The following is a 16,204-nucleotide window of genomic DNA, read 5'->3' on the forward strand; positions in this document are numbered from 1 at the left end:
GGCACGGACCCCACGCTCACGCTGCCGGACGCCGGTTCCGCCGGCTCGCTGTCGGCGTCGAAGACGATCGCCGTCAAGCCGGCCGATCATCTGGCGTTCGTCACCGCGACGCAGACGCTCACGGCGGGAGGCGGCTCGACGGTGATGACCGTGCAGCTTCGAAACGCCTCGAACGGTGCAATCACCCTCAAGGCGGGCGCCCAACCGTTCACGGTCACGCTTGGCTCCAGTTCCGCAGCCGGCTCGTTCCGCGATTCCACCGGGATCGGCACGATCACCACGCTGACGTTCAATCCGGGCGACGCGAGCAAGTCGTTCACTTACTACGACACCAAGGCCGCGAAGCCGACCTTGACCGTCAGCGGCCGGACGCTTTCTGTTCAGCAGATCGAAACCGTGAAGCCCGCCGCCGCCAATCATCTGGCGTTCTCGACGCAGCCGCGATCAGTCGTCGCGGGGGCGGCCCTGGGGGCGGTCGTGCAGGTCTTCGATCAGTTCAACAATTTGGTGCCGAGCATTCCCGTCACGCTGAAGGTGAGCGGCGCCTCGACGTCCGGCGCCACGCCAGTCTTGACGGGGACCGCCGCGACCAGCAACGCCAGTGGAATCGCGAACTTCAGCGCGTCGAACATCAAGCTGCCGGGCGTCTACTCGCTGACGGCCTCGATGGTGGTGGGCGGGCACACGTTCCAAATCACGTCGAGCGTGTTCACGGTCTCGGCCGCCGCCGTCAGCGTGAAGACGAAGTCACGATGACAGGCCGCGCGATCCGATTCAGGTTCGTCGCCCCACAATCACCGCCAGGAAGAGGTCGCGCAGCTCGCTTTGAGCGGGTCTGCCCGGAGCACGTCGCTGCGGGCTCGGATGCTCTCGCTGAGGGCATTCTGATAGGCGAAAGATGAACGTCCGAACTCAGCAGTCCCGCCGCTCAAGCAACTACGCTCATGAGAGTCCGTCAGGCGGCGGGGTCTGTTGCGGCGATTTGTTCGGTCCCACAGCGCGACATCGTCTGCCATGACCGTTACCAGACAAGGCCGTATTGACTGAACTTGGGCGGTTTGCGATTTCGGGGCGGGGTGATTTTCTCGTTCCGAGGCTCGATATGCTCAGCCGTTATGATGGCAGCGATGCTCACTGGCAGCGGATTCAACATCTCCTGCCCGGCCAGTCCGGAGGGCATGGCGGTGGCGGGAACGACGCACATCTGTTCCTCAATGCGATCCGCTACCCGGCCAAGACCGACATCGCCTGGGCCGATCTGCCAACGTGTTACGGCAAGTCGAACAGCCTCTGGCAGCGGTACAACCGCCGGTGTCGGCGCGGGGTGTGGGAGAAGATCGCGGCCGAGTTGCGGGACGACGACACTGAGTGGCTCAGCGTCGACAGTTCGTGCGTTCGCGCGGCCGGGGCAAAAAAAGCCGACGGAATCGGTGGTCAGGAAGCCGAGGCGTGGGGCCGCAGTCGCGGCGGTTTCGGCAGTAAAATCCACGCCGCCGTGAACTCGTTCGGCCATCCGGTGACCCTCCGGCTCACCGGCTCGAAGGCGGCCGACAGCCCTTACTTGCCGGGCCTGATCGCCGGGGCGGGCGCGGAGGCCGTGCTGGCCGACAAGGGGTACGACTCGGACGCCAACCGCGAGGCGATTGTCAGCACGATTCCGTCGTCCCCGCCATGGCCTGTACAATGTTTCTTCTGGAACAGGAAAGGTTGATTCCGAGGAAAGGGTAATGGATTCCTTTCCAGTCCGATGATCGTTCACACTCTGTCAGGAGGAACATTTGTGAACCTTGACGCCTATCTTGTACGAATTGGCCACACCGGATCCAGAGAACCAACGCTCGCAGTTCTTCGACAGATCATTCTCGCACACTCCTGTTCGATCCCTTTTGAAAACGTCGATGTGCTGCTCGGCCGCGGAGTCTCGCTTGCTGACGCTGATGTCGAACGCAAGCTCGTCGAGGACCGTCGCGGCGGGTATTGCTTTGAGCAAAATTCGCTGCTTCTTCGGGCACTGACGTCTCTCGGGTTCTCGGTCACGCCATTGTCGGCCCGTGTGAGACTCAAGGCCGCGAGAGATGTCGTGCCTCAGCGGACGCACCTGTTCCTGAGTGTCACTATCGGCGGTGTGCCGTGGCTCGCGGACACCGGAGTTGGGGGACTGAGCCCGACCGGGCCCTTCCGGCTCGACCTGTTGGACCACGAACAGTCAACGCCGCACGAGTCTCGCCGGATCGTCCGCGAAGATGGTGAGCCGCTACCCCGCCACTTTCACCAAGCCAAGGTCGGTGATGCGTGGGCGGACGTGTATGAGTTCACGCTCGAAGAGATGCCGGTGATTGACCGCGAAGTCGGCAACTGGTGGGTGAGCACCCATCCGTCGTCACGGTTCCGGCAGAACCTCGTGGTCGCGATGGCGGCGCCGGATGGCACGCGAATGTCAGTCCTCAATCGGGAGTTCACGCACCGTCGCGGGGCCGAGGTGTTGGAGAGGTTTGAATTCTCCGGCGAAAGGCATCTGGTCAATGTCCTTGAGGAGCGGTTCGGGATTCGGCTTCCTTCAGACACGACCTTTGCGATCCCTTAAGGTATGGCAGCCAAGAGGCGACCCGAGGCCATCGAAGGAAAGTGCTTTGAGCACTGACGCCTGATGAATGTTGCTCCTGGCTTGAACGCCTGCTTTCGGGTCGCCATTTCCGATATACGCTGTTCTGCGGTAGGACAGCTCCTCAATGCGGGCTGAAGCAATCAGTTGAGAGTCTGCGCATGAATCGGAAGAAGATCATTCTGCTGGCGGCGTTTCTCCTCATTCTGGCCGCAGCCATCACGTGCTGGCGCCTAAGTACTGCTCCTCCACAAATCACCGCTGACCTTCCCGTCCAGCCAGTCCCCGAGAAACAGTCTCCATCCGAAACGCCCGAAGAGAAGACCCGCCGTCTGCTGGTCGGCACTTGGCAGGACGAATACAAGGGGAAACGCACCATGACGTTGAACGCGGACGGGACCGCCACCATGCTGGTGGAACTCAAAGGCGTGCAGGCCGTGCTGATGGGTCCGAAGCTCCGGTTTGACATGAAGTGGTCGTTGATGGACCAGATCCTCACCAAGATCACCGTGTCCGGGGAGCCTGCCGACAAAGTGAACTTCATCCTGAACACAATGGGCAATACTTCCAACGAGACGCTTCAGGAGGTCAACGAGGAACATCTCCTGACCCTCGATAAAGACGGCAAGACGAAGTACGACTGGAAGCGAGTTGCAAAGGACGACACATCGAAGCCCTGAACGCCCGGGCAGGCTCGGCGCTCGCTTTATTCCCGTCTCAAGGTCGGCAGTCGCATAGAGAATGCGGCGAGACCAGTCGGCAAGCCGGACGAAGAACGATTCCTATAAAAGCAGCGAAGGCGCGGCGAACCCCGCCACATGCGGGCTTTTTGGAGAAAAACACGATGAAAATGTTGTTTGTCAGTTTTGCTCTGTGTTCGGTCGCGGTATTGGCCGGAGAAACGCAGGCCCAAACGTTGGACAAAGCGGCGGAGGCGGCGGCGAAAAAGTTATTCGACCCACAGGTGATCGGGGTCGAGCTGACGTTGCAGGGGGAATACGTCGGGAAGGACGGCGAAAAACGAATTGGCGCCCAAGTGGTCGCGCGGGGCGACAAGTCGTTCCATGCGTTGGTTCTGGAAGGCGGCTTGCCGGGAGACGGCTGGGATGGCGGCCGTTACGGCCTGTTGGAAAGCGGGCCCTTGTCGGAGGGGCGGGTGGAATTCCGTTCTCCGAGTGATGACGGGGCCGGTGCGGTTCTTGACGGAAAGGGCCTCGTCCTGAAACGTGGCGACCGAAGCATCTCCATGAAACGAGTGGAGCGAAAGAGCGAAACATTGGGACTGCAACCGCCTGCGGGCGCGGTCGTTCTCTTCGGCGGCGAGAAACCGAACACGGACGCATTCGAGGAACGCAAAGACATTGAGGGAATGACCGCGCCCTTGATGTTCGAGGGAAGTTTGATGGCGGGGGCGGTGACGAAACGGAAATTCCGCGACTACACGTTGCACGCGGAGTTCATGACAGGCTGGGAGCCGCAAAACATCCCGTGGCGCCGGGCGGATGCGGGCATTTATCAACTCTCCCGCTATGAGGTGGCGATCGGCGATAGTTTTGGATTCGATTTCGATTTGTCCGGCGCGACAGGCAAGAATCGGCCCAAACTGGTCGACGATCCGAAAACGACCTCGAAGTTTCCAGCCGCGAAGGGAAATGGCGATCCGCGTATTTGCGGAAGCGTTTTCACCTATCCGAGCAAGTCGCCGAATTCGTGTCTTCCCCCGCTTGTCTGGCAGACTCTCGACATCGACTTCAAGGCGCCTCGTTTCGATGACAAGGGGAAAAGAACATCGAAAGCGGTCATCTCGGCGAAGCTGAACGGGCATCAGACGGCAGACAAATTGGAAGTCAACGGTCCGACGCCGCATGGGTTCAAAGGCCCGGAAATGCCCGACGGCCCGATCTGGTTTGAAGCCTTCGGGCGTCGCGTGTTGTATCGCAACATCTGGGTGGCAGAACGTCCGTGAAGCACCGTCGCCGGAATCTGTTTGCGTGCCCTTTGATGGCGACAACTCGGCGTGGCGTGAACTGGTGAGCCTGATGACGCATCGCATGATGATAGTGCTTTTTCGAGCGTTTTGAATCGCATGAATGACTCGGACAAACCTCGGCCGCGAAAATCCGTCTTGGGATGTTCCGTGCTGGCCTGCCCAATCCTTCTGGCAGTGATTGGGGCGCTCACCCCTCAGCCATCTGATCAGAACGCCGTCACGGGTGCCGTCTATGGCTTGATATTGGGTGCGATTTTCGGGATCATTCTCGACAGAAGGAAGTGATTGCCCTCTGAGCGGGTCAGACAGCTACGGGGCCATCATCTCTTCGTGCCTCCCTTTGGCACCCTGCAAGTCTCTAACGCAGGCCATGACTTGCAATGGGCATGTGTTACTTTCGGAGAAAGTCGATCCACTCCAGATTGACCCTCGACGGGTTGCCCTCGAAAAACGGCTTCGGAAGACGCATTTCAAAGTAGCCGCCCAACAGGGGTATCTTTTGTGTCGGTTTTCCATCCGCACCGACAATTTGAAAGTCCATCCAGAAGGGACTCTTCGGGTCGGCGGGTGGCTCATTGCGGTTCTCCTTCTACACGCTGATCGGCTTTTCGGCGCGGTAGCTCTTAACCGCTGCTCCAAGCGTCACCTTCTCACTTACCGCAAAAAACTTCTCCAAGCCAGACACCCGCAGACGCAGGACGATGTTGTCCGGCCAGGTTTCACCCGTCGGTTCGATGGTCAGTTCGCTGATGCCGGACGGGGAGGTGATGTTGATGACCGTCTTGCCGCATTCGACTTTTGCCGCCATCCGGTCATCATCCCGTTTGCTGTGGAACTTGAAAACCGGGGGTTCTGCACATGCCCAACTGTGAGCCGCGACCAAGGCCAGCAACGGAAGGAAGCGAATGTTCGACATGACTTTGTCCCATATGGGTAACGGTGCCTGGCGGTCATTATACGCCGTCGCTTCGCCCGCGATTCTGCTTGACTGACCGCGTGAATCGCGCCAGTGTCGGCAGGTCAACAACGAAAGGACTTGCCCCATGAGCGCCCACGCCGAAGCCGCACTCGAAACACTGGACACCTTCGACACCATTCTCGAAGACGCCCTCACCTTCATCCTCTCCAAGTTCATTGCCAATGGTATGACACCAAGTCTCCACGACGTGGAACTGTTGGAGGAAGTCATAGAGGAGGCATTGCAGCACTTTGACCATCACATGGACGCGGGGAGTGAATCGCGTGGGTTTGAGAGATTGCGGATGCGGAAGAAGGCGGTGGGGATTTACGGGGAGTTAACGGCGTGACCCAGCGGTTCTTTTTACTCGGAGCCGTTGGCAGCCGCGTGGATGGCCAGGCACTTTGGAATGCGATTTGTCATCGCTCGTCAGCAAAATGATGCGCCTGGGGGATTTGCTTGTTGAATGCGATGTCAACAGAGAGACTCGCGAATATGCCGAACGATCAGCCCTTGCATCCATTTCCGTTCATCTTGATAGCTTGCATATGTTGGAGTTGAGAGTTGGTGATATCGTAGTTGCCCCGAACACATCGGCACCAACGCCTGCCCGAATCATCGACACAGAGCACATGCGGTTTTGGAAGAAGTATCGAATCATCCAACGCGACGACAAGCCATTCTTCTGGCCAGAAAAATGAGGAAGCATGAGCAATCAATTGCTAACCGACCTCGACAGAGCAAAAGCCTTATTCCAGCAAAAGCCCGTGCTGGCCGCTTTAGGCTTAATCCAGTCGAATTCGACACCTTTGGAGCAATGCGAATTTTGTGGCGACCACCAACGAAGGCGAGGTGCCGTTCAATTGCGAAACAAGCGATGGCGTATGACCGCTTTCGGTCCCGTCAATCAGCGACTCGCACTCGTGCCGATATCACTTGCTGAAGCAAATGCTTTCGTGCTTGCTCGTCACTGTCATTACCCTCCGGTTCGTGGTCACAAATTCTCATTGGCGGTGGTGAAAGCTGACAATGTGGTCGGCCCGTATCCCGCATGAGGGATGATGGTCTCACGTTTGGGTGACTCGGCTCTGCACCGATGGAACACGCGCGGGGTTTGCTTTGGGGTATTCGCGGATCGGGACGTACACATTACCGAGCGAAGGTGGCGCCAGCTTGCAGACCAGCGGGTGGAAACTGATCGGAGAACGAAGGAGCGGCTGTTGCTCATCGCCGTCTCACCCGAGGGTGGACAAGCATCCGACCGAGCCGAAGTTTTTGTGGGAGCTTTCGGTATGTCCTTCTCAAACTCCCAGTTTGTTGCTGTCGCCGCCAGTCTGATCGAGCATTACCAAATCGATGGCTCGCCCGTGGACGCGGAATACGGAAGAATGCGGAGGGCGTCTTGGCGTTGTGGCGGGAGCTTGACGCTGTCATTCAGGACGCCGTCATTCAAAAAGCGAAGGAACCGGCCGCATGACCGAATCACGCAAGCGCCACAACTGCCGGGAAGGGGTGGGCAAATCGAGATTGTCGTCGGTCTCCATGGGTTGGCGTGAACGACACCAGGCCACTCTTATCTGGCGCTGACTTCAAACTTGAAATCGTTTGTTCCGTCGGCCGTCACTTCGGCGGTGAGTTGGCTGGAGATGCCAAACCGTTCCGGCAGGTGGTTCAGTTTGGTGGGTTTCTCCTCAGGGTCGGTGGAAAGCGGCGGCCCGTCCTTGAAAGCCCGGACTTCGACTTTGTTTTTGCCAACATTGGCATTCCCGGAGTAGGCTCCGTCTTTGAGCGGCTTCAGTCCCTCCCGGCCGACCGGATACTCCTGGCAGTTTCCCAAACAGCGAAAACGGGTGAAATAGGAATATCCGCAAGGTCCGCGGGTCAACGCCCTGGCGACTTATGAGCCCTTCGCCCCGGTCCCGGACCTCACGGCCGTCCCGTTTGAGCGAACGCCGACCGCCGGGGATCTGGTCCAATATCTCCGGAACCTGTCGGCCGCCGCCGTCCCCCGCGTCGTGGTCTTGGACAACGCCGGCATCCACACGACCAAGGTGACCAAGGAGGCGGGCAGAACTGGCGAAACGGGGGCATCTGTCTCTATTGCCTGCCAGCCCGCAGCCCCGAACTCAACCGGATCGAACCGGTGTTCAAGCAGGTCAGGCGCCACGAGATGCCCGTCCGCCGTTTCACCACCCAAGCCGATCTGAAGCAAGCCGTTGAGGACGGCTTTGAACGCGATCGCCATCGCCTCCGGCTAAAATGTTACAAACAACCCCGGCTAGCTGCTTGGTCAGATCGCGGCCGCCCCACCGGCATACCAAAGGCCATCCGAGACAGCCGCCTGCCGCCATTGTGCGGTCAACGATGTTCAAATCAGGTCCTTGAAACCGGTGTTTATTTCTTCAGCGAATAGAGCAGGGCCGCCGTGGCCAGTTTCATGGCGCTGTCGGGATCGTATCCCTTGCAGGTGCTGGACTTGTTCTTCTCCAGCGCGCAACCGATGTCGTACTTGCTGTAGATCACCACCCAACGGTCGTCGATCTTAATGCCCTCAAGCAGGGGCTTCGTGTCACGGAAGTTGGCCTCCGCCGTGCCATCGGCCTTCTCTATCCGGCAGCGGACATTGGTGATCCAGTCGCCGTTGAGTTCGGAACTATACAGGAAATCGGTCTCGGGGATCACCTGCAACTTCTGGTTCGGGAAGGTCTTCTTCATGAACTCCCGGAACGCTGCATCGAACTTGGCATCACCGCAACAGGCATCGGCCAGCAACGTACCCCCGACTTCGAGATGGGCCTTCATGTTCTCAATCTCGGCCTCGTCGGTGGTAAAGGCGGTCTTGCCGTGCATGTACACGAACTTGTATTGCCATAGACGTTTTTGCGTCATCGGTACATCCTGCCTGGCCAGCGACACATCCAGCAGATATTTGTCGCGGGCGTTCATGGCCAGCATGCGCAGGGCGTTTTTGGCGGGCTGCCAGTCGCCGCCGTCGTGCCGAATTTGGGCCAATTCCACCAAATACCGGGCCCCGGCCAGCGGTTGGTCGTCTTTCGGGTCGCGCACCTTGGGTTTGTCCAATCGCGGCTTGGGAGGCTCGAAGCCGGTGGCATACGCCACGATGTTTCCGGCCAATCGGTAGGCGAGTTTGCCCCGCATGGTGTCCCCGACGATCTCACCGACCTTGGGGGAATAGCGGCCGTCTTCCCAATACCCGGCCAGCGGTTGCGGAATCAGGACGACCACCGTCTTGCAGCCCCGTTCAATGGCATGAATTCGCTTCGCCTCCGGGATGGCCGCCCCCTGAAACGCCTCGGCTGGAACCAATTTGTGGGCCGACCAAATCGGATGACTCGCCGAAAGCGTCGTCAGCGGGGACTCCAGCCCGAACATCTCGCGGTCTTCCATCAGGGTCTAGAAGCCCTGGGCGAATTCCTCCGAGCCGCAACAGGCTTCAGCGAGGATAAAGCCCCCTTCGTCCACATAGCGTTTCAGCACCTTCTTCTGGGCCGACGTGAGTTTCGGGGCCTCGTGGCCGTTCATGTACAGGATCGGCGATTGCAAGAGGTTGGAAACTTCCTCGTTGATCTTCGCCTCGTTGCCCAGGTCGGTCAGGCGAGGATCGAACACCTGCCACGCCAGCGGGATCTTCTTGAACAGTTCCCGCGAGGAGTATTCGACGATGTGGCGGGTGTCGTGATGCTTGCGGTTCCAGCCGGTTCCCTGGCCGGGGCGGTCGGCGGCCGAGTCCCAGGCCATCTTGCTCACCAAGATCGGCGTGCGTCCCCTGGCCATGAACAAGAGGGCGAAACTGGTGGAGTTCACCGGGTGATTGTCGAAGGTCGTGCCGGGGATGCGATACTCGCCCCCCGGCTTTTGAGCCAGCCCGGCGGCATCGGCGGCGACGCCGGTCAGGATTTCGCAGCCTTCCCGATACCAGTCGTGTTCCCCAATGTAACGCTGGCCCGACAACCGGCCTACCCGCTCCATTCCGTAGACGTTGTAAAAGGTGTGCGGTGGATTGGTGAAGCGGAATTCCTTGGACAGCCAGCGCAACCCCTTCGCCACGGCGTCATCATCCGGGTAGAAACCGCATTTCTTGGCGATGCCGGTTCTTTCGTCGAACTCTTGGAAATTGTCGTTCTCTTCCAGCGAGGCGATGAGCAGGCCGCACACCCCGGCGGCGGTCATCGATAGCGTCCCCTTGCCGGTTTTCTCGCCGGAAAAATAGTTCCACCCGGCGATCGGCTTGCCACCGGGGCCGGACATCTGATTGCATTGACTTTCAACGTAGTAGCGATGAATTTCCTTCCACACCAGCGGGTCAATCTTGGGCCCCGCCGCCCGCCCGGACATCAGGCCGAGAAGGGCGTATTGCACGTTGGAATTATCCGGCGGGTTGCTGGAGTTCATCACATAGGTCCAGCCTTCCAGCTTGCCCCCCTTGCCGAGTTTCCCCCCGCGTGTGGTGGCCGCGTCAATCAGCCAGTCCACATTGGCCTGGATGCGGTTCAAATCTCTGGTGTCGCCCAATTCGGCCAGCACCATCGTGTGCAGCCCGACCACATAGGTGTGCCGATTGTCCATGCCCCGGACATACGGCAGGCAGCGCTTGATGACGGGATCGTCCTGGGAGACGCCGGCCGTGAGCAGGGCCAGCATCACCAAGTTGGTGGTCCCGCCGGGGAGGAACATGGTGAGGGAGTCGTTCTCCCAATTCCAAGTGTTGGCCCCCTGATTCTTCTGCTGGGTTTTCAGGTAGTCGATGGCCTTGTTCATCGAACCGCGAACTTTTTGCACCAGCGGATCTTCAGCCGCCCGGCTGCTGGCGGGAAAGAAGAAGAGGGGAACCAACAACAAGACGAGGCGACGCATGCGGGTTTCTCCCGGAAGACGTGGGTCCATCGTTCTCATGGTAGTCGATGAGCAAAACAGACGCGACGGTGAAATGACCGGGCGTTGCCCACACATTTCTTGAAGGAGATCATGTGCTTCTTTGTCACATCTTTATGGCAACTGACTTGTGGCGCATATCCAAGACCTGATCAAGTAAACCTTTGCCATGACTTTAGTGATGAATCCACATTGATTCGAGCAAAATTGAGCGCATAATCAAATTCATCACGGCGGGTCGTTCGCAGATATTACTCCCCCGCTTTGTTGAACTTTGCCCGGGTCGGTCATCGGTGGGAGAGGCTGGTGGCCGTCCGGGTGATTTCGTCTTCACTCGGATTGGAACGGGCGATGTGAAAATATCAGACTCGGAACAGTTGATGCGTGCGAAGCTTGATCATCGGGCGTTTGGTTCTCCGGCGGGGCACATGAAATTATTCGAAAGAGAACGAGGAGGAAGCGAAGGCGAAGAAGGAGCGTCAACGTTTGAGGGACAAGGCGCCGCATGGCATATCTGCGGCTTCCATTCCTTCGGGACAGCTTCACTCCCTTCCAATCCCTGACGCGATCATATCGACCGAACACGTTAAACACATCAAGGAGGATAAGGCTTCATCCGGCCCAACGCTTGCGCCGCCTGTTCCGTGAGGTGGCCGCCCGGCGCTCCGGCCGCCCACGTTTCAAGGGTGCGGCGGGCGTCTGCGGAACCGTTGGTTTCCAAGGCGAAGATAACACGCCGCTGGCGAATCTCTTCTGGTGTGAGTGCCCGCGCTTGGCTGGCCAAGATACGTTCGATCCGCTCGGCCGCTTCGGCGGGTTGTCCCGTTTTCAGTGCTTGCCGAAGGAGCGGACCGGCTGGCTGCCCCGCTTCGGCTAACTTTCGGGCCGCCTCCTCGCGGACGGCGAAGCGGGGGCTGTCGAGGTCGCGAATCAACTGTCTGATGGCTTGGGCGTCCGCGGCGGCCACCGGGGCGATCTTCTTCCGCAGGAACGTCCCCGCGTCGGTCGCGTCACTCAGTTGCCACATCGCGTCGAGCGCCTCCTTCGGACTCCCGGTGTCAAGTTGCTTCCAGCATGCTTCCAAGCCGACTTTTGGCAGGACCGCTGGCCGAAACAGAGTCAGTAGCTTTTCCACGCCGCCCGGCGTCGCGGACCGATATCGCCAATATGTGGCGACATCGAACGGCGATTGGGCCGCCCTCTCGAACTTGATCGCATCGAACAGGAACGCCTTCGAGTGATTGATCGCGATTAAGAATGTCCCGTCGTCCGAGTATCCCAGACTCAGAATATTCTCGTCTTCTGTCACCTGCGTTTTCAGGCGGGCGCCGGTCACGCCGTCGAAAAACGATACACGGCCATTCGCAGAGGCCAGCGCCAGCACGCGGCTGTCCGGTGAGAATGTGAATCTCATCTCATGCGCGGTCCCTTCCAATTCTTTGGGCTGTTCCAGTTCCGCCGATCGCCGGAATGTGTCCGCATCGCACAAGGCGACCGAGTTGCTGTCAAACCGCGACGCGCAGACAGTCTTGCCGTCGGGGCTAAGCGTGAACAGAGCTGTCTGCCCCGGCGGGGCCAGCCAGAGTTCCTTGCCGGCCGGAATGCGATACATGCGGACCGATTGGCCGGTGCGGACCAGCAGTTTTGTCTCATCATCGGAGATTTGCAGCACGTTGTAGAGCCACGATGACGACTGGTCGGTCCCGCCGAACTTCGCGAGCATGTCACCGGTTTCCATGTCCCACAAGCGTATCCATCCTTGACCATCGCTGGCGGCCAACCGTCGGCCGGACCGGGAGAATGCCAACTGAACGACCGGTTCTCCTTTGGTCTGGAGAGTGCGCGTCACGCGGTCGCCAGTCGAATCCCAGAGGTCGATGCGTCCTTGTTCGTCGCCAACAGCCATGGCATTCCTGGCCCGGCTCCAGGCATGCACGGGGCGGCCAACGTACCCGTCCGGGATGGGAACCTCTTTCCCGTCTGGCAGTCGCCATGTGCGCGCCAAGCCGTCGCCACCGACGGTGTGCAGGCTTTTCCCGTCAGGAGAGAAGTGCATCCGCATCAGGAAGTTGGCGCACGCTTTCCACGACCTAACCTTGGCTTTCGTAGACAGGTCGTATACCAGCAAATTCCCGCTGCTGGTGCCAATGTACAGTGACTTGCGGTCGGGCGAGAATTCCATGGTCCAGATGCGGTCGGGCGTCCTTGGTGGTGCGAATCCGAGGAGGACGCCAACTTCCTTATTGTCCTGCCAATCCCAAATAGCGATTTCCGTTCCTGATTTCCGCGTCACGGCCAGATACCGCTGGTTGTCCGACAGGGTGGCCACTGTGTCGTAGGCCTCCTCGTCGAGCCGGAACTCGCGGACCGCCTTTTCAGTCTTGACATCCCAGAGCAGCAACGCCGAATGTGCACCGCCGTTCCCCACGGGTTGCCGCGAGCGGAGGACGCGCGTACGGTCCCTCGTGATGCCGTAATCTGTCGCTCGCGGGTGAAACTCAGTCGAGACTCGGTTGAATTTGACCGTATCCCAAGTGGTCGTGAAGTAGGAGGATTGGACGCGAAGGCGAGTATTGTCGAGGTATTCGATGGCCAAGTAGTGGTCGGGCGAGTGCTTTTGGCGCTCGAACCCTTTGGTCCCCGCCTTTTCCAAAGCTGTTTTCTCGGTGTCGCCGTCCCAAGCGATCATCGTCTGAAGTTTGCCGGTGACGATGCCCCAGAGGCACACGGCGCCTGTCGTCCGGTTCACCGTGGCGAGTTGGCTGCCATCGGGGGACAGACGCACGACGCTGATGCGCTCCCGGCCGATGCCCGACACGCCGTCCGATTCTTGGACCCGCAACAACCTTTTGCCGGACGGCAGTTCCCAAACGACGAACGAATTCGAGCTCGCCGTGGCCAGGAACCTGCCATCCGCGGACAGGTCGGAGTCGAGAATCCACCCGTCGTGCCGAAACGCCTCGCTCCCCCACCAAAATAGCCGCTTCTCAAAGGTTGTCGTCGCCCGAGAGGGATCGGCGGCCCAAGCCGTCTTCCCGCTAAATGCCAATGCGAGCGCTAACCCGACGAGCAGCGGCAACCAAACCGGCAACGAACCAGTTCGGGCGATGTGTTTCACCATGGCAGAACCTCCCGACACGGATTCCGGACACCGGGTGGGAGTATCCCATCCGGTCAGGCCCCGGTCAACCGGTTTGCCGACAGTTTGCCAACAATGTGCTGGCCAATCATCCGTCAACTCTGTGAGTTGCCATAACGTCAGGTTTCGAGAATGACAAAGTAGGCCACGGTGCTGTCCGGTCGGCCGGAATCTGCCTGTTCCGATTCGTTGTTTCAAACGATACTAAATGCCCGAACGCATCGGGAAAAAGATGATCTCTTGGGACGCACGGACTGGAGGGAGATTGATGAAAAACGGAACTTGGGTAATTGCATTGGCCGTCATTTTCGGGATTTGCTCCCCCAGCCAGGCAGGCGACGACGAAGACCAAGCGGCGGTCATTATCAAGAACCTCGGCGGTCGGGCCGTTCGGGACGAGGCCAGACCCGGCAAGCCCGTTGTGAAGGTGTATCTCGACAGCTCGACAGCTCGAAAGCGAAGGATGCTGACATCAAAGCTCTCGTCGCATTTCAGCAACTGGAAATACTTGTCCTCAGCAGCACGATGGTGACCGATACCGGACTGAAGGATTTAAACCACTGGGCACGTTGAAAACGCTCATCCTGAACAACACCGGAATGACAGACGCCGGTCTCAAAGAATTTGCCCCGTTGACTGGTCTGACAACGCTGCACGTGGGTCAAACCGGCGTGACGGACACAGGGATCAAAGAACTTAAGCCGCTCAGGGGGCTGACCACTCTCGGCATCCGGGACACCGCCGTCACGGACGCGGGCCTGAAGGAACTCGCGTCGCTCAAGGATCTGAGGATTCTGTATCTCGGCGGCACCAAAGTGTCAGACGCCGGGGTGAAAGATCTCGTCCAGTTCAAAGGGTTGACCTTTCTGGGCCTGCGGGACACCAAGGTGACTGGGAAAGGCCGATCAGAACTAAAGAAGGCTCTTCCCGACTGCAAACTCATCCTCAAGTAGTTGATCGGATACGGTCGGTGATGATCTCAACATGAGAAAGCGGACAAAGGCTGCTGTTGGAATCAGCGGCTCCACGCCTGCAACCATTTCGGACAACACCTCGAAGCCGCCGCTCGGGTGGCTCGTCGAGGCCGCATCGAAGAAGTGAATGCCAGGGCGACCGGCTCGATTTATCTCCGCATGGCCAATGCATGTCGGCGACGGGTGATTATTCCTTGACAGTAATAATGTGCTTCTTCGTAACGCTTTGTCCTCCGGCGGGCGTGATGGTGATGTTGATTTCGATGCCGCCTGCTTTTTCCGCCTTCACTTTAAACTTGTGCTTCCCGCCGCCGATCAGGGGCCTTCCATTCGTTGACTGGCTCCGTTCCAGTTCGCCGGTGACAGGCTGGCCGTTCACTGTCACGTCCACTTTGTTTCGGCCCCCGACGGCGGGACGGTCGAAGGTGATGACTTCCCCGACTTTTACTTCCTTCGGGAATGAGTCGCCGCCGCCGACCTGATGGTCGGCCGCATTGGCTCCAATGGCCAGAATCGCCATGAAAAAGGCAATAACCATTGAGCGAATCATAAATCTCCTTGTGGGTTTGTCGTTGAATTCGTCGCATGCGGATGACAGCGTCAATTCGCCGGATGAGACTGGATTAATTGCTCGCCGACCACTCCAGCTTTTCGGTCAGAGTCGCATGACACTCGCGGGCGCCGGGCAGCCCGCTTGCTTTTAACTGCATAAGCACTTGGTTTTTGACACAATCCGGCTGGCTCGCATTCGGATACATGAGCGCCAGCCAAGTCGTCGTCTTGGGCGATTCCACGTTCAACGCATGAAATCCCTTGGCTGCCTCGTCCAGAGAGATGCGATTGGCGATCAAATTTTTCAACACGGCTTCCCGGCAGGCGATTCGTCCCAGACTTTGCTGATTCTCCCGGTCCATGCTCGCGTTCGCCGCTTCGCACCGGGCGATTTGTTGTTCCAATTCATCCGCACACCAGATGTCAAGCCAGAATTCTTCAGCGGCGGCTGATGAATGAAGCCAGACAGCAGCCGCTGTGATCGCCAGGCCAATCATCAGCCGGTACTTGCGATTCATCCTTCACCACCTTCGTCCTTTGGTTGGGGCTCGTTCCCGTTGATCAGGCCACCGAACGGAGTTCGCCTGTGCCGGTCTTGGTTGCCGTGAGCTTCACCATCCGGACGACGGCCTCCAAGCCGGTGCGAAAACCGCCCGCCAGAAGGCGGTAGTGTCCCTGCTGCTGAGCGGTCAGCCGCTTCTATTGGTCGTCTGACAGGATCAGAAGATGGCCGACATCGTATGAACCGGCCTGCTCGTAAACGTGATACATCGCATGTATCTCCCGTGGTTTGAATTGAAACGGTGACAGAACGAACTCGATAGCTGACGGCTATCCCAACGGTCACCCTCTTGGACGCTGTTATTATGCACTCAATAAAAGACGATTCAACCGCAAATTATTACTATGTTTATGATGATGATTTACTTTGTCAGCTTGGCGTTCATACTTGACTAAGTAGAATATGATTTTCAGACAATAATCATTATGATTAGTTGCTACTTCAGAGAATTGGCTCAGAGCATTGATGTGGCGAGATCCAATCCTTCCTAAGAGCCTCTAACTTTATGAATTGCAAAAATAGTTAAAGCAGATA

General features: G+C 58.6%; 19 protein-coding genes. 11 read left to right on the forward strand and 8 right to left on the reverse strand.

Features of this window, described 5'->3' with window-relative positions:
* The 5 genes from BGIM_RS66080 to BGIM_RS0131065 form a co-directional block, all read left to right on the forward strand.
* A partial coding sequence (locus BGIM_RS66080; protein WP_193789025.1) for a hypothetical protein occupies positions 1 to 756 on the forward strand: 756 nt, incomplete at its 5' end.
* 346 nt (positions 757 to 1,102) lie between these two features.
* Positions 1,103 to 1,711, forward strand: a complete 609-nt coding sequence (locus tag BGIM_RS53260; protein ID WP_020473572.1) for an IS5 family transposase — start codon at positions 1,103 to 1,105, stop codon at positions 1,709 to 1,711.
* 36 nt (positions 1,712 to 1,747) lie between these two features.
* Positions 1,748 to 2,584: an arylamine N-acetyltransferase family protein gene (locus tag BGIM_RS0131055; protein ID WP_020473573.1), complete on the forward strand. Its 837-nt coding sequence runs from the start codon at positions 1,748 to 1,750 to the stop codon at positions 2,582 to 2,584.
* 179 nt (positions 2,585 to 2,763) lie between these two features.
* On the forward strand, positions 2,764 to 3,282 hold the full coding sequence (locus tag BGIM_RS0131060) for a hypothetical protein (protein WP_020473574.1): 519 nt from the start codon (positions 2,764 to 2,766) through the stop codon (positions 3,280 to 3,282).
* Positions 3,283 to 3,446: 164 nt separating this feature from the next.
* Positions 3,447 to 4,568 carry a 3-keto-disaccharide hydrolase gene (locus BGIM_RS0131065; protein WP_020473575.1) on the forward strand — a complete coding sequence of 374 codons (1,122 nt, stop codon included), beginning with the start codon at positions 3,447 to 3,449 and terminating at the stop codon, positions 4,566 to 4,568.
* A gap of 613 nt (positions 4,569 to 5,181) precedes the next feature.
* On the opposite strand, the gene BGIM_RS0131080 is transcribed toward BGIM_RS0131065, so the two are convergent.
* Positions 5,182 to 5,508 (reverse strand): hypothetical protein, encoded by a 327-nt coding sequence (locus BGIM_RS0131080; RefSeq protein ID WP_020473577.1) that lies wholly within the window; start codon positions 5,506 to 5,508, stop codon positions 5,182 to 5,184.
* 127 nt (positions 5,509 to 5,635) lie between these two features.
* Here BGIM_RS0131080 and BGIM_RS0131085 point away from each other — a divergent pair, with 127 nt between their 5' ends.
* From BGIM_RS0131085 to BGIM_RS68400, 4 genes are all read left to right on the forward strand, one after another.
* Positions 5,636 to 5,899 carry a hypothetical protein gene (locus BGIM_RS0131085; protein WP_020473578.1) on the forward strand — a complete coding sequence of 88 codons (264 nt, stop codon included), beginning with the start codon at positions 5,636 to 5,638 and terminating at the stop codon, positions 5,897 to 5,899.
* 67 nt (positions 5,900 to 5,966) lie between these two features.
* A complete protein-coding gene (locus tag BGIM_RS0131090) occupies positions 5,967 to 6,251 on the forward strand; it encodes a hypothetical protein (protein ID WP_157369556.1) in 285 nt (94 codons plus the stop codon).
* A gap of 6 nt (positions 6,252 to 6,257) precedes the next feature.
* Complete coding sequence (locus BGIM_RS66605) at positions 6,258 to 6,605, forward strand: hypothetical protein (protein WP_202947333.1); 348 nt, start codon at positions 6,258 to 6,260, stop codon at positions 6,603 to 6,605.
* A 22-nt stretch (positions 6,606 to 6,627) separates the two neighbouring features.
* Positions 6,628 to 6,888 carry an XF1762 family protein gene (locus BGIM_RS68400; protein WP_390567879.1) on the forward strand — a complete coding sequence of 87 codons (261 nt, stop codon included), beginning with the start codon at positions 6,628 to 6,630 and terminating at the stop codon, positions 6,886 to 6,888.
* A 235-nt stretch (positions 6,889 to 7,123) separates the two neighbouring features.
* Here the strand turns inward: BGIM_RS68400 and BGIM_RS0131100 are convergent, their stop codons facing one another.
* The 5 genes from BGIM_RS0131100 to BGIM_RS0131120 form a co-directional block, all read right to left on the reverse strand.
* On the reverse strand, positions 7,124 to 7,435 hold the full coding sequence (locus BGIM_RS0131100) for a hypothetical protein (protein WP_020473581.1): 312 nt from the start codon (positions 7,433 to 7,435) through the stop codon (positions 7,124 to 7,126).
* 12 nt (positions 7,436 to 7,447) lie between these two features.
* Complete coding sequence (locus tag BGIM_RS0131105; protein WP_020473582.1) at positions 7,448 to 7,795, reverse strand: hypothetical protein; 348 nt, start codon at positions 7,793 to 7,795, stop codon at positions 7,448 to 7,450.
* 149 nt (positions 7,796 to 7,944) lie between these two features.
* Positions 7,945 to 8,943, reverse strand: a complete 999-nt coding sequence (locus tag BGIM_RS67355) for a DUF4159 domain-containing protein (protein ID WP_238537752.1) — start codon at positions 8,941 to 8,943, stop codon at positions 7,945 to 7,947.
* Between the two features lie 21 nt (positions 8,944 to 8,964).
* The gene (locus BGIM_RS67360) at positions 8,965 to 10,425 is read right to left on the reverse strand and encodes a DUF4159 domain-containing protein (RefSeq protein ID WP_020473584.1); all 1,461 of its coding nucleotides are present in this window, start codon (positions 10,423 to 10,425) and stop codon (positions 8,965 to 8,967) included.
* Positions 10,426 to 11,038: 613 nt separating this feature from the next.
* Complete coding sequence (locus tag BGIM_RS0131120) at positions 11,039 to 13,564, reverse strand: WD40 repeat domain-containing protein (RefSeq protein ID WP_020473585.1); 2,526 nt, start codon at positions 13,562 to 13,564, stop codon at positions 11,039 to 11,041.
* A 286-nt stretch (positions 13,565 to 13,850) separates the two neighbouring features.
* Here BGIM_RS0131120 and BGIM_RS0131125 point away from each other — a divergent pair, with 286 nt between their 5' ends.
* Together BGIM_RS0131125 and BGIM_RS58575 are read left to right on the forward strand one after the other, a co-directional pair.
* Positions 13,851 to 14,114, forward strand: a complete 264-nt coding sequence (locus BGIM_RS0131125; RefSeq protein ID WP_020473586.1) for a hypothetical protein — start codon at positions 13,851 to 13,853, stop codon at positions 14,112 to 14,114.
* Between the two features lie 67 nt (positions 14,115 to 14,181).
* Positions 14,182 to 14,535: a leucine-rich repeat domain-containing protein gene (locus BGIM_RS58575; RefSeq protein ID WP_084760216.1), complete on the forward strand. Its 354-nt coding sequence runs from the start codon at positions 14,182 to 14,184 to the stop codon at positions 14,533 to 14,535.
* Positions 14,536 to 14,743: 208 nt separating this feature from the next.
* On the opposite strand, the gene BGIM_RS0131135 is transcribed toward BGIM_RS58575, so the two are convergent.
* Complete coding sequence (locus tag BGIM_RS0131135) at positions 14,744 to 15,106, reverse strand: hypothetical protein (protein WP_020473588.1); 363 nt, start codon at positions 15,104 to 15,106, stop codon at positions 14,744 to 14,746.
* 73 nt (positions 15,107 to 15,179) lie between these two features.
* A complete protein-coding gene (locus BGIM_RS0131140) occupies positions 15,180 to 15,626 on the reverse strand; it encodes a hypothetical protein (protein ID WP_020473589.1) in 447 nt (148 codons plus the stop codon).
* Between the last annotated feature and the right edge of the window lie 578 nt (positions 15,627 to 16,204).

This window comes from Zavarzinella formosa DSM 19928 (assembly GCF_000255705.1).
Classification (GTDB): domain Bacteria; phylum Planctomycetota; class Planctomycetia; order Gemmatales; family Gemmataceae; genus Zavarzinella; species Zavarzinella formosa.

Coding starts and splice junctions, on each gene's coding strand:
- BGIM_RS53260 (WP_020473572.1), top strand. CDS start 1,103: ATGCTCAGCCGTTATGATGGCAGCGATGCTCACTGGCAGCGGATTCAA.
- BGIM_RS0131055 (WP_020473573.1), top strand. CDS start 1,748: ATGATCGTTCACACTCTGTCAGGAGGAACATTTGTGAACCTTGACGCC.
- BGIM_RS0131060 (WP_020473574.1), top strand. CDS start 2,764: ATGAATCGGAAGAAGATCATTCTGCTGGCGGCGTTTCTCCTCATTCTG.
- BGIM_RS0131065 (WP_020473575.1), top strand. CDS start 3,447: ATGAAAATGTTGTTTGTCAGTTTTGCTCTGTGTTCGGTCGCGGTATTG.
- BGIM_RS0131080 (WP_020473577.1), bottom strand. CDS start 5,508: ATGTCGAACATTCGCTTCCTTCCGTTGCTGGCCTTGGTCGCGGCTCAC.
- BGIM_RS0131085 (WP_020473578.1), top strand. CDS start 5,636: ATGAGCGCCCACGCCGAAGCCGCACTCGAAACACTGGACACCTTCGAC.
- BGIM_RS66605 (WP_202947333.1), top strand. CDS start 6,258: ATGAGCAATCAATTGCTAACCGACCTCGACAGAGCAAAAGCCTTATTC.
- BGIM_RS0131105 (WP_020473582.1), bottom strand. CDS start 7,795: ATGGCGATCGCGTTCAAAGCCGTCCTCAACGGCTTGCTTCAGATCGGC.
- BGIM_RS67355 (WP_238537752.1), bottom strand. CDS start 8,943: ATGTTCGGGCTGGAGTCCCCGCTGACGACGCTTTCGGCGAGTCATCCG.
- BGIM_RS67360 (WP_020473584.1), bottom strand. CDS start 10,425: ATGCGTCGCCTCGTCTTGTTGTTGGTTCCCCTCTTCTTCTTTCCCGCC.
- BGIM_RS0131120 (WP_020473585.1), bottom strand. CDS start 13,564: ATGGTGAAACACATCGCCCGAACTGGTTCGTTGCCGGTTTGGTTGCCG.
- BGIM_RS0131125 (WP_020473586.1), top strand. CDS start 13,851: ATGAAAAACGGAACTTGGGTAATTGCATTGGCCGTCATTTTCGGGATT.
- BGIM_RS58575 (WP_084760216.1), top strand. CDS start 14,182: ATGACAGACGCCGGTCTCAAAGAATTTGCCCCGTTGACTGGTCTGACA.
- BGIM_RS0131135 (WP_020473588.1), bottom strand. CDS start 15,106: ATGATTCGCTCAATGGTTATTGCCTTTTTCATGGCGATTCTGGCCATT.
- BGIM_RS0131140 (WP_020473589.1), bottom strand. CDS start 15,626: ATGAATCGCAAGTACCGGCTGATGATTGGCCTGGCGATCACAGCGGCT.